Source organism: Telluria sp. AC161 (assembly GCF_979258535.1).
Genome location: NZ_OZ409861.1, coordinates 1075862 through 1087343 on the forward strand (window position 1 = coordinate 1075862; position 11482 = coordinate 1087343).

At 65.1% G+C, this 11482-nt stretch carries 9 protein-coding genes and 1 other RNA gene; 9 read left to right on the forward strand and 1 reads right to left on the reverse strand.

The annotated features are described in order from the left end of the window. The first annotated feature begins 203 nt into the window (after positions 1-203). From ribBA to nusB, 3 genes are read left to right on the forward strand one after another with little or no spacing between them, the layout of a single operon-like run. The gene (ribBA, locus tag ACZ0AJ_RS04820; protein ID WP_499452957.1) at positions 204-1316 is read left to right on the forward strand and encodes a bifunctional 3,4-dihydroxy-2-butanone-4-phosphate synthase/GTP cyclohydrolase II; all 1113 of its coding nucleotides are present in this window, start codon (positions 204-206) and stop codon (positions 1314-1316) included. A gap of 33 nt (positions 1317-1349) precedes the next feature. Beyond that, positions 1350-1829 carry a 6,7-dimethyl-8-ribityllumazine synthase gene (ribH, locus tag ACZ0AJ_RS04825; protein ID WP_183550546.1) on the forward strand — a complete coding sequence of 160 codons (480 nt, stop codon included), beginning with the start codon at positions 1350-1352 and terminating at the stop codon, positions 1827-1829. 19 nt (positions 1830-1848) lie between these two features. Further along, the gene (gene nusB, locus ACZ0AJ_RS04830) at positions 1849-2319 is read left to right on the forward strand and encodes a transcription antitermination factor NusB (protein WP_183550548.1); all 471 of its coding nucleotides are present in this window, start codon (positions 1849-1851) and stop codon (positions 2317-2319) included. Between the two features lie 124 nt (positions 2320-2443). Here the strand turns inward: nusB and ACZ0AJ_RS04835 are convergent, their stop codons facing one another. Beyond that, complete coding sequence (locus ACZ0AJ_RS04835; protein WP_499456728.1) at positions 2444-3352, reverse strand: transglycosylase SLT domain-containing protein; 909 nt, start codon at positions 3350-3352, stop codon at positions 2444-2446. A gap of 517 nt (positions 3353-3869) precedes the next feature. On the opposite strand from ACZ0AJ_RS04835, the gene ubiD reads away from it, so the two are divergent. The 6 genes from ubiD to ACZ0AJ_RS04865 all read left to right on the forward strand — a co-directional run bounded on the left by ubiD (position 3870) and on the right by ACZ0AJ_RS04865 (position 11468). Further along, the gene (gene ubiD / locus ACZ0AJ_RS04840; protein ID WP_499452958.1) at positions 3870-5354 is read left to right on the forward strand and encodes a 4-hydroxy-3-polyprenylbenzoate decarboxylase; all 1485 of its coding nucleotides are present in this window, start codon (positions 3870-3872) and stop codon (positions 5352-5354) included. A 69-nt stretch (positions 5355-5423) separates the two neighbouring features. Further along, an RNA gene (gene ffs, locus ACZ0AJ_RS04845) (signal recognition particle sRNA small type) lies at positions 5424-5522 on the forward strand. A gap of 183 nt (positions 5523-5705) precedes the next feature. Then, positions 5706-7931: a DNA polymerase III subunit gamma/tau gene (locus tag ACZ0AJ_RS04850; protein WP_499452959.1), complete on the forward strand. Its 2226-nt coding sequence runs from the start codon at positions 5706-5708 to the stop codon at positions 7929-7931. Between the two features lie 40 nt (positions 7932-7971). Continuing rightward, on the forward strand, positions 7972-8301 hold the full coding sequence (locus tag ACZ0AJ_RS04855; RefSeq protein WP_183550557.1) for a YbaB/EbfC family nucleoid-associated protein: 330 nt from the start codon (positions 7972-7974) through the stop codon (positions 8299-8301). A gap of 59 nt (positions 8302-8360) precedes the next feature. Continuing rightward, positions 8361-8951 carry a recombination mediator RecR gene (recR, locus tag ACZ0AJ_RS04860; protein ID WP_499452960.1) on the forward strand — a complete coding sequence of 197 codons (591 nt, stop codon included), beginning with the start codon at positions 8361-8363 and terminating at the stop codon, positions 8949-8951. Between the two features lie 111 nt (positions 8952-9062). Further along, positions 9063-11468, forward strand: a complete 2406-nt coding sequence (locus tag ACZ0AJ_RS04865; RefSeq protein WP_499454054.1) for a penicillin acylase family protein — start codon at positions 9063-9065, stop codon at positions 11466-11468. Positions 11469-11482: the final 14 nt, after the last annotated feature.

Here is an 11482-nt window from a genome sequence, read left to right on the forward strand (position 1 = left end):
GCCGCGGGCTTGCCACGCGAATGAACTAGCTTAACAATTAACCGACACGCGGTCACCTGTGGTTGTCTATTGGCAACGCATGGTTGACGACAAGGGCACATCGTGCTGGCAATTTGGCGCTCTGGCCATCGGGAATGCCGTTGGGCGTCTGTAAATCCTTTAAAATAGCGGATTACGCAAAACCCCTGTTTCAAGGAATCTGTATGTCCATTTCCAGCACTGAGGAAATCGTCGCCGAACTGCGCGCTGGCCGCATGGTCATTCTGGTCGACGAAGAAGATCGCGAAAACGAAGGCGACCTCGTGCTTGCAGCCGATTTCGTCACCCCGGAGGCGATCAATTTCATGATCCGCCACGCCCGCGGCCTGGTGTGCCTGACCCTGACCGAAGAACGCTGCGATCAGTTGGCGCTGCCAATGATGACGTCCAAGAACGGCACCTCGTTCGGCACCAATTTCACCGTCTCGATCGAAGCGGCAGAAGGCGTGACCACCGGTATCTCGGCGGCCGACCGCGCGCGCACCATCCAGGTGGCCGTCCACAAGGGCACCGTGCCGGACGATCTGGTCCAGCCGGGCCACATCTTCCCGCTGCGCGCCCAGAAGGGCGGCGTCCTGATGCGCGCTGGCCATACCGAAGCCGGTTGCGACCTGACGCAGATGGCCGGGCTGTCGCCTGCGTCGGTGATCTGCGAGATCATCAAGGAAGACGGCACGATGGCGCGCCTGCCCGACCTGATCGAGTTCGCCAAAGAGCACAATCTCAAGATCGGCACCATCGCCGACCTGATCCATTACCGCAGCCAGAACGAATGCCTGGTCGAGCGTATTGCCGAACGCGCGCTGTCAACCGAGTCGGGCGAATTCAAGCTGGTGGCGTTTCGCGACGCACCAAGCGGCTCGGCCCACCTGGCGCTCGTGCACGGCGAGCTGTCGCCGGATAAAGAAGCACTCGTGCGCGTGCACCAGCCGGTGTCGATCCTCGACCTGCTGGAAAACCGCGCTACCACCCACTCGTGGGACATGGCTTCGGCGATGCGCACGATCAAGGCCAGCGATGCCGGCGTGATCGTGCTGCTCAATTGCGGCGAAACGGCCGAGCAATTGTTTGCGCAGCTGGCGCCGCAGGATGCACGCGGCAACCGCGCCGGCGCACGCGCCGCGTCGATGGACCTGCGCACCTATGGCATCGGCGCCCAGATCCTGCGCGCGCTGGGCGTGCGCAAGATGCAGCTGCTGGCCAATCCCCGCAAGATGCCGTCGATGACCGGGTTCGACCTGGAAGTGACCGGTTACGTGCCGCGTCCCGACGCCTGAATCATCCCATCCAACTAATACAAGAGGTCAGTCATGACGGTAGGAACTTTTGAAAGCAATATGCAGGGCGAAGACCTGCGCATCGGTATCGTGCAGGCCCGCTTCAACGAGACCGTGGGCAATGGCCTGCTGTCGTCGTGCCTGGCTGAGCTCAAGCGCCTGGGCGTGGCCGATGAGGACATCCTGCACGTGACCGTGCCGGGTGCACTTGAAGTGCCGCTGGCGCTGCAGCGCATGGCTGTGACCGAACAGTTCGACGCACTGATCGCGCTGGGCGCCGTCATCCGCGGTGAAACCTACCACTTCGAGCTGGTGTCGAATGAATCGGGCGCGGGCATCACCCGCATCGGCCTCGATTACGGCATCCCGGTCGCCAACGCGATCCTGACCACCGAGAACGATGCGCAGGCAGAAGTGCGCATGGCCGAAAAAGGCGCCGACGCCGCGCGTGTCGCCGTCGAAATGGCCAACCTGCTGATGGCGCTGGACGAGCTGGTGCCAGAAGACGAATAACACTAAAGGCAAGAGAACAATGACCGACAAGAATATGCACGCCAACCCGAGCAAGAACCGCACGCCGCGCCACCGCGCGCGCGAGTTCGCGCTCCAGGGTCTGTACCAATGGCTGCTGAACAATGAACCGGCACGCATCGTGGCTGCCAATATCCGCAGCGCCCATGGTTTCGACAAAGCCGACAGCGAGTTCTTCTCGGCGCTGCTCAATGGCGCGATCAGCACCTCGGTCGAGCTGCGCGAGTCGATCGCCCCGCTGATCGACCGTTCGATCGCCGAGCTGTCGCCGATCGAGCACGCGGTCCTGCTGCTGGGCGCGTACGAGCTGAAGAACCATCCCGAAGTGCCATACCGCGTCGTGATCAACGAAGCAGTCGAGCTGACCAAGTCGTTTGGCGGTATCGACGGCCACAAATATGTCAACGGCGTGCTGGACAAGCTGGCCCAGCGCCTGCGTCCGGACGAAGCGGCAGGCGATCAGCGCCGCTGATCGTTTGGCTGCACTATATAAAAGCCACCGTGCGCGAGCCGGTGGCTTTTTTGTTGGTCGTTGCCCGCGTAACCGGCGTAAAAAAACCACCGCCGCAGCGGTGGTTTTCTGATGGGCCGTCGAATTACAGACCGGCCAACGCGTCCGAGGCAACCACCGGTGCGGTGGCAGCAGTGGTCGCTTCAGGTACTGGCTTTGCTTCCGGCTTGACGCTGTCTGCCTCGGGCTGCTTGCTGACGACGACTGGCGCCGACGTCGGTGCTGGCGTATTGCGCTTCATTGCCGGCACGTTCTGGCCTTTCGCGACCTGGTTCAGCAGGCGGTACTCGTTGATGACCTTCGCGCCGTAACCCTGGTCGCTGTCCATGTCGGCGGCACCGACATAGGTCTTCAGGCCGCCTTCGACCGAACCGGTGCGCTTGACGTAGTCTTTCAGGATCAAGGCGCCGACACGGATGTTGGCAACTGGATTGAGGGCTGCCTGCTGGCCGCCGACTTTCTCGAACTTGTCATGGTGCACCTTGGCCATCACTTGCATCAGGCCCTTGGCGCCCATCGCGCTTTCGGCGAACGGGTTCAGGCCGGATTCGATGGCCATTACCGCCAGGATCAGCAGCGGATCGAGTTTCAGATCGTGCGCCGTCAGGTAGGCGGTCGATACCAGCATATTGGCGGCGTCGCTGGCGACGCGGTAACGCTTCGACAGCCACTTGGTCACGTACTGCTGCTGCTTGGTGTTGCCAAGCGTGGCGGACGACGTGCCCATGTGGGTCGTTTCCACCGCAACCGTCTGCGCCGTGGCCTGCATTGCGGGCATGACGGTGGCGACAGGTGCTGCCGGCATATTGACGGCGACGACCGGTTCCGGATGCAGCATCTCGGAGACGCGCTTGGCGACGCTGTCGTTGGAGTAGATCAGGGCCATCAGGGCCACAGCGCTAAGACCGAATACGGTCAGGGTAGAACGCGCAGTTTGTACAACACTGCGTGCCGTTTTGGTCACGGATGACACCGTGATGGGCTGGCTGGCCATGGAATGCATGAACTTTGCGCTCATGATAAAACGATGAAACATCGAATTTCCCCTTGTCGCGGCAAAAAGAAGCCCGTCGTCGCGCCAAAGGCGTTACGTGGGGGTGCTCTGGACCGTGCATCAGAAAATCGTTTGTCGCCGCGACGCGGCCGACTAACGCCGTCATTGCCTTGCTTCAGCTGGCTGCCGTCCAACATGGGGACTGGTGCCAGTGGCTCAACAACTGTCTCGGGGGAGTGGGCAGACGCCCGTTGAAAACACTCCTACAATGTCATGTGGGGCCCCGACCCCGTGAATGCATGAGAACAGCTAAAATCGTGTCAAAAAAAGTATCGCTGCCTCATCAAGTAGGACGGATTGTATGGGCGAGCTTATATCAAGTCAACCCTAGCACGACTGTTCTATATAACTTCCAGTTATTAAGAACGTACTGATGAGCGTGAAACACTTGTCGAATCAATCACTTGGCGGCGTCGCTTCACTAATGTTCTGCAACCGAAGAAAAGCTTAAAACTTGATGAAATATACAGATCTGCGTGATTTTATGGCCCAATTGGAGCGCATGGGTGAGCTCAAACGTGTCGATTTCCCTGTCTCGACGCACCTTGAAATGACCGAAGTGTGCGACCGCACGTTGCGCGCCGAGGGTCCCGCGCTGCTGTTTTCCAAGCCGACCGGGCACACGATCCCGGTCCTGGCCAATCTGTTCGGCACGCCAAAGCGGGTAGCGCTGGGGATGGGCGCGAGCGATGTAAGCGAGCTGCGCCGTATCGGCCACGTGCTGGCGCGCCTGAAGGAACCCGAGCCACCGAAGGGTTTTGCCGACATCATGGGCATGGGGTCCTTGGTCAAAGCAGTGTGGGACATGGCGCCCAAGGAAGTCAAAGGCGCGTCCTGCCAGGAGATCGTCTGGGAAGGGCAGGACGTTGACCTGGCCCGCCTGCCGATCCAGCATTGCTGGCCAGGCGACGTCGCACCATTGATTACCTGGGGCCTGGTGATCACCAAGGGGCCGAACAAGAAGCGCCAGAATCTGGGCATCTACCGCCAGCAGGTGCTGGGCCGGAACAAGGTCATCATGCGCTGGCTGGCGCACCGGGGTGGCGCGCTCGACTTCCGCGAGCACGCGCTGACCAATCCAGGCAAACCGTATCCGATCGCCGTGGCGCTGGGCGCCGATCCCGCCACGATCCTGGGCGCCGTGACGCCGGTGCCCGATTCGCTGTCCGAATACCAGTTTGCCGGCTTGTTGCGCGGCAGCCGCACGACGCTGACCAAGGCGATCGGCAGCGAACTGCGCGTGCCAGCGTACGCCGAGATTGTGTTGGAAGGCCATATCTATCCGGATGCGAACCACCCGACCGGTTTCGAGCATGCGCTCGAGGGGCCATATGGCGACCATACTGGCTACTATAATGAGCAGGACAGTTTCCCGGTGTTTACCATTGACCGGATCACGATGCGGCGCGACCCGATCTACCACTCGACCTATACGGGCAAACCGCCGGACGAGCCGGCCGTGCTGGGCGTGGCGCTCAATGAAGTGTTCATCCCGTTGCTGCAGAAACAGTTCACCGAGATCACCGACTTCTATCTGCCACCGGAAGGTTGCAGCTACCGCATGGCAGTCGTGCAGATGAAGAAGCAGTACGCGGGCCACGCCAAGCGCGTGATGTTCGGTGTCTGGAGTTTCCTGCGCCAGTTCATGTATACCAAGTTCATCGTGGTGGTCGACGAAGACGTCAATGTGCGCGACTGGAAAGAAGTCATCTGGGCGATCACGACGCGCGTCGATCCGACCCGCGACACGGTGCTGGTCGACAATACGCCCATCGATTACCTGGACTTTGCGTCGCCGATCAGTGGCCTGGGCAGCAAGATGGGCATCGATGCGACCAATAAATGGCCGGGCGAAACCAACCGCGAGTGGGGCACGCCGATCGTGATGGCGCCGGACGTCAAGGCGCGCGTGGATGCGATCTGGCAAGAGCTGGGGATCTGATGACAGTGGCCGGCGATGGATGTTGCCGGCCATTTCCCCAAACCGCCTGCGTGCGGTATAATTCGCGCTGGCGGGCCCCTGCGCATTGCGGCATGGTTTACCTGGTCAGGTCGGGAACGAAGCAGCCAAAGCCGTTCACCGCAAGTGCCGCAGATCAGGCTCGCCTCTTTCGTTGTTTCCCGCGTCATTACGCGTCTGTATTTTCTTTTTGTCCCCCTGTTTGCATCACGTTCGCCAGCACGGCGCTGTCACGTCTGTCGTGACGTCTGTCGTCAGCGCCGCATGCCGTCTTGTATGCCAGCGCATCCGCCGAATGTCCGCGGCGGGCGTCATCTGCGGTAAAATCGTGGCATGTCCTATCAAGTCCTCGCCCGCAAATACCGTCCCAAGAATTTCGATACGCTGGTCGGCCAGGAGCACGTTGTCCGTGCACTGAGCCACGCCCTGCGCACCGGGCGGCTGCACCACGCCTATCTGTTCACGGGCACGCGCGGGGTCGGCAAGACCACGCTGTCGCGCATCCTGGCCAAGTCGCTCAATTGCATCGGCCCGGACGGGCAGGGCGGCATCACCGAGCAGCCATGCGGTGTCTGCGAAGCCTGCGTTGCCATCGATGCCGGCCGCTTTGTCGATTACATCGAGATGGATGCGGCGTCCAACCGCGGCGTCGACGAGATGGCCCAATTGCTCGAACAGGCGGTCTACGCGCCAAGCAATGCGCGCTTCAAGGTCTACATGATCGACGAGGTGCACATGCTGACGAACCACGCGTTCAATTCGATGCTCAAGACGCTCGAAGAACCGCCGCCGCACGTCAAGTTCATCCTTGCCACCACCGATCCGCAAAAGATTCCCGTGACGGTGCTGTCGCGCTGCCTGCAGTTCAACCTCAAGCAGATGCCGCCGGGGCACATCGTCGGCCACCTCGAAGACATCCTGGGGCAAGAGGGCGTCACGTTCGAACAGCCCGCGCTGCGCCTGCTGGCGCAGGGCGCGCACGGCTCGATGCGCGATGCGTTGTCGCTGACCGACCAGGCCATCGCCTACGCCGCCGGCCAGGTCACGCTCGAATCGGTGCAGGGCATGCTCGGCGCGCTCGACCAGTCGTACCTGGTGCGCCTGCTCGATGCGCTCGCCGCGCAGGACGGCGCCGACCTGATGGCGGTGGCCGATGAAATGGCCAGCCGCAGCCTGTCGTACAACGGCGCGCTGCAAGACCTGGGCACGCTGCTGCACCGCATCGCGCTGGCGCAATCGGTGCCGGGCGCGGTGCCGCAGGACTTGCCCGAGCTGGCCGACATCATGCGCCTGGCCGGCTTGTTCGAGCCGCAAGAAGTACAGCTGTATTACCAGATCGCCGTGCATGGCCGTAACGAAATCGGCCTTGCGCCGGACGAATACGCGGGCTTCACCATGACGCTGCTGCGCATGCTGGCGTTTCGCCCCGGGCAGGGCGGCGCCGAGGTCCAGGCCCCGCCCGCCGCCGCACCGATCAACGTGCCCGGCGCCCGCGCCGCTGCCGCCGCTGCCGCCAGCCATGCAGCGGTGACGCCGCGCGCGGCTGCGTCGGCTCCTGCATCGACGAATGCACCGGTTGCGGCGACACCGCCGGCAGCTGCGCCACGTCCGGCAGTGCCAGCACCAGCGCCACCGCCCCCAATACCTGCAGCGCCGACGGGCGCCTCGGCACCCGGCGCGCCGCCGATGACGTCGGCCCGCGCCGCCATCAATGCGGCGCTGGAAGCAGCACGCGCCGGCGCTGGCATGCGCTCGGGCGGCAACAAGCGTCCCGAGTCCGCACCGGCGCCGGCTGCCGACCCTGCACCACCGCCACCGCGGCCTTCAGCACCGGCCGCGCCGGGTCCGGGCGCCACGATGCACGCGGCGTCTTCGGCGCCGCAAGGCCGGTCTGCGCCGCCATGGGATGGCGGCGGCCAGCAGGCCGTCGCGCAATCCGTTGCACCGGCGCAGGCGCAAGCAATTGCACCGCCGCAGCCCGCGCTGCGCGCCCAGCAGCCACCTGATGATGATGTGCCGTCCTGGGTCACCGAGTTCTCGGACGACACGGCCGTGGCCACCGTCACCACCGAGGCCGCGCCAGCCGTCGTCGTTGCCCCGGCTCCGGCCGCGGCTGTGCGTGCACCGCGCGTGGCGCCGCATGCCTACGTCATCACGCCAGTTCCCGAGATCGATTGGGACGGCAACTGGCCGGCGCTGGCCGGCAGCCTGCCGCTGCGCGGTGTGGCCCAGCAACTGGCGTTGCAGACCGAACTGGTTGCGTGCGAAGCGCGCGACAACGCAGTCACGTTCCGCCTGCGCGTGCCGGTCGACACGCTGCGCGCCAGCGGCAACAGCGAAAAGCTGGCGGCGGCGCTGCAAGAACATTTCCCGAACCTGCGCGTCTGCGTGGAGTCCGATATCGGCCCGGTCTGGTACACCGCCGGCGCCGAACAGAAAGCGGCGCGCGAGGCGCGCCAGCGCGAGGCCGAGGCCCTGGTCGCGGCCGACCCGTTCGTACAGGAACTCGAGCAACGCTTCGATGCGTTCGTCGTGCCCGGCTCGGTCAAGATCGCCTGATCCAATCACTACAGATAACCCCCATTTGGAGAACCACACCATGATGAAGAACCAGCTCGCAGGCTTGATGAAACAGGCGCAAGCCATGCAGGACAACATGAAAAAGGCGCAGGAAGCGCTGGCCCTGGTCGAAGTCGAAGGCCAGTCGGGCGCCGGCCTCGTCAAGGTCGTCATGACTTGCAAGAACGACGTCAAGCGCGTCACGATCGATCCGTCGCTGCTCGGCGACGACCGTGACATGCTGGAAGACCTGGTGGCCGCCGCGTTCAACGACGCGTCGCGCAAGGCCGAAGCCACCGCCGCCGAAAAAATGAGCGGCGTGACCGCCGGCATGCCAGGCCTGCCGCCTGGCTTCAAGATGCCTTTCTGATCCAGGGATGATGCGGCACTGCCGGCGCCATGCCGGCGGGCCGCTTTATTTACCCATCCATGTCGACATCCCTCGAATTTCTCATCGAATCGCTCCGGCGCCTGCCTGGCGTGGGCCCCAAGTCCGCCCAGCGCATGGCGTTTCACCTGCTCCAGCATGACCGCGAGGGCGCCGCGCAACTGTCGCGCGCGCTGTACCAGGCGGTCGACACCGTGCACCACTGCATCAAGTGCAATACCTTCTCGGACATCGAGATCTGCGACCTGTGCGCCGATCCCGAGCGCGACCACACGCTCTTGTGCGTGGTCGAAACGCCGGCCGACCAGTTGATGGTCGAGCAGACGCTGACGTGGCGCGGCTTGTACTTCGTGCTGATGGGGCGCCTGTCGCCGCTGGACAATATCGGGCCGCGCGACCTGCATCTGGAAAAGCTGGTGACGCGCGCCACCGACGAGGTGGTGGGCGAAGTGGTACTGGCCACCAATTTCACCAACGAGGGCGAAGCCACCGCGCACTACATCAGCGAAATGCTCAAGGCGCGCGGACTCAAGGTCAGCCGTCTCGCACGGGGCGTTCCCGTTGGCGGCGAACTCGAGTACGTCGACGCGGGCACCATTGCGCGCGCGATGCTCGATCGGCGCAGCACGTAGCTGGCATTGTCACCAATCTCCCGACGAGGCCCGTTGACGCGGGCCTCGTTTCTTTGTGGCACAGTTTTCTGGCAACATACACAGCACTAGCGCAGCTCTCAGGGAGACACCATGCAGGGATGGAAGAAATGGACGTTGCGCGGCCTGGCCGCGTTGCTGGGCCTCGTGCTGCTGGTGCTGCTGGGCGCCTGGCTATTCCTGCGCGCCAGCCTGCCGCAGCTCGATGGCGCGCATCAGGGCCCCGGCCTGTCGGCCGAAGTGCGCATCGAGCGTGATGCGAGCGGCGTGCCCATGATCACCGGCGCCACACGGCTAGACGTGGCCTATGCGACCGGCTTCGTGCATGCCCAGGAACGCTTCTTCCAGATGGACCTGCTGCGCCGCACGGCATCCGGCGAGCTGGCCGAGTTGTTCGGGCCACGCGCCGTTCCCCTCGATCGCGCCAACCGGCTGCACCGTTTCGCTTCCCGCGCCCAGGCCACGTTCGCGCGCCTGGCGCCGGCCGAGCGGGCGCTGCTCGAACGCTATGCGGCTGGCGTGAATGCCGGCCTGGCGGCGCTGGGTGCGCGGCCATTTGAGTACGCGCTGACCGGCGCGGCGCAGCGGCCGTGGCATGGCGCCGATTCGCTGCTCGTCGTCTGGGCCATGTACATCGACCTGCAAGGCATGCAGGCGTCGCGCGAACTGGCGCGCGGCTGGCTGCGCGAGCACAGCGACGCCGCGCAACTGGCTTTTCTGTTGCCCGAGGCGACCGCGTTCGACACCACGCTCGATGGCGGCGCGCCGCCAGCGCCGGCCCCGATTCCGGCGCATGCGCCAGCCTGGTGGGGTGGGGCGCCCGCCGCAGCGGATGCCCCTGTCAAACTGGCCGGCCTCGACGTCACCGATTCCGTCGGCAGCAACAACTACGCACTGGCCGGCAGCCGCAGCACGAACGGCGCGGCGATCGTCGCCGACGACATGCACCTGGGCCTGCAACTGCCCAACATCTGGTACCGGCTGGCGCTGCGCTTTCCCGATCCGGCGGCGCCCGGTGGTCAGCGGCGTCTCGTCGGCGTGAGCCTGCCCGGCGCGCCGCCTTCCGTCATCGTTGGCAGCAATGGCCAGGTGGCGTGGGCCTTCACCAACAGCTACGCCGATGCGCTGGACCTGGTCGAACTGGGCGTCGATGCCGCGCGCCCGGGGCAGGTCAAGGTAGCGGGCCAGTGGGAAACGCCGCAGGAACACGTCGAGTCGATCCTGGTAAAAGGCGCGCCGGCCGAACGGATGGTGGTTCGCGAGACCTCGCTCGGCCCGATCCGCGAGGTCGCCGGCCGCAGCTACGCCGTGCACTGGATCGCGCACGATCCGGCGGCGCTGAACATGCAGCATCTGAAACTCGAGTCCAGCGCCACGCTCGATGCCGCGCTGGCGACGGCGGCCACTGATGGCATCCCGGCGCAGAACTTCGTGGCCGGCGACGCGCAGGGGAATATCGGCTGGACGATCGCCGGCCTGCTGCCGCAGCGCACGACCGCGCCGAGCGACACGACGTTTCCACTGATGACGGACAGCGCAACGCCCACCTGGACGGGCGCGCTACCTTATGCCGCGCATCCGCGTGTGGTCAATCCCGCCAACGGCCAGCTGACCACCGCCAACAGCCGCCAGTTGATGGGCGCCGGTTACGCGCTGCTGGGCGACGGCGGCTACGACCTGGGCATGCGCAACCATCAGCTGCACGATGGCCTGGCGGCGCTGGGCGCACAGACCGACGTGCGGCGCGCATTCGACGCCGCGCTGGACGATCGCGCGATCCTGATCGGCGCCTGGCGCGACCGCGCACTGGCCGCGCTCGACGCCGGGGCGCTGGCAGGGCATCCGGCGCGCGCCGAGTTCCGGCGCCTGCTCGAGACCAGCTGGGATGGCCGCGCCAGTGTGAATTCGGTCGGCTACCGCCTCGCGCGCGATTTTCTGTGGGCGCTGCACGACCTGCTGTACGGCGGCGCCAACCTGGCGCTGAAGGACATCGACCCGAAGGCCAGCGCCGCCGGCGCCAGCGCGCGCTGGCCAGCCGTCGTGGCGCGCCTGCTCGACACACGGCCGGCCGGCTGGCTGCCGCCGGGCCACGCCGATTGGCAGGCGCTGCAACTGGCCGCGGTGGACCGCGCGATCGCCGCGCTGCAGGACGCCGGCACGCCGCTGGCGCAAGCCACCTGGGGCCAGCGCAACACGGCAGGCGTTGCGCATCCGATCAGCATGGCGGTGCCGGCGCTGCGGCCCTGGCTTGCCGCACCGGCCGACCAGCTGGCCGGCGACGCGCACATGCCGCGCGTGGCGGGGCCGAAGTTCGGCCAGTCCGAACGCCTGGTCGTGTCGCCGGGGCGCGAAGAGGAGGGTTTGTACAATATGCCGGGCGGGCAGAGCGGGCATCCGCTGTCGCCGTTTTTCCTGACCGGGCATGGGGCCTGGGTCGATGGCACGCCGACGCCGTTGTTGCCAGGCGCGGCGCGCTACACGCTGCGCCTGCATCCGTGAATCAGCTGGTGCTG

Bases quoted from the DNA above. Each gene is read 5' to 3' on its own strand.
- ACZ0AJ_RS04855 (WP_183550557.1), top strand. From the start codon at position 7,972: ATGATGAAGAACCAGCTCGCAGGCTTGATGAAACAGGCGCAAGCCATG.
- ACZ0AJ_RS04865 (WP_499454054.1), top strand. From the start codon at position 9,063: ATGCAGGGATGGAAGAAATGGACGTTGCGCGGCCTGGCCGCGTTGCTG.
- nusB (WP_183550548.1), top strand. From the start codon at position 1,849: ATGACCGACAAGAATATGCACGCCAACCCGAGCAAGAACCGCACGCCG.
- ribH (WP_183550546.1), top strand. From the start codon at position 1,350: ATGACGGTAGGAACTTTTGAAAGCAATATGCAGGGCGAAGACCTGCGC.
- recR (WP_499452960.1), top strand. From the start codon at position 8,361: ATGTCGACATCCCTCGAATTTCTCATCGAATCGCTCCGGCGCCTGCCT.
- ubiD (WP_499452958.1), top strand. From the start codon at position 3,870: ATGAAATATACAGATCTGCGTGATTTTATGGCCCAATTGGAGCGCATG.
- ACZ0AJ_RS04850 (WP_499452959.1), top strand. From the start codon at position 5,706: ATGTCCTATCAAGTCCTCGCCCGCAAATACCGTCCCAAGAATTTCGAT.
- ACZ0AJ_RS04835 (WP_499456728.1), bottom strand. From the start codon at position 3,352: ATGGCCAGCCAGCCCATCACGGTGTCATCCGTGACCAAAACGGCACGC.
- ribBA (WP_499452957.1), top strand. From the start codon at position 204: ATGTCCATTTCCAGCACTGAGGAAATCGTCGCCGAACTGCGCGCTGGC.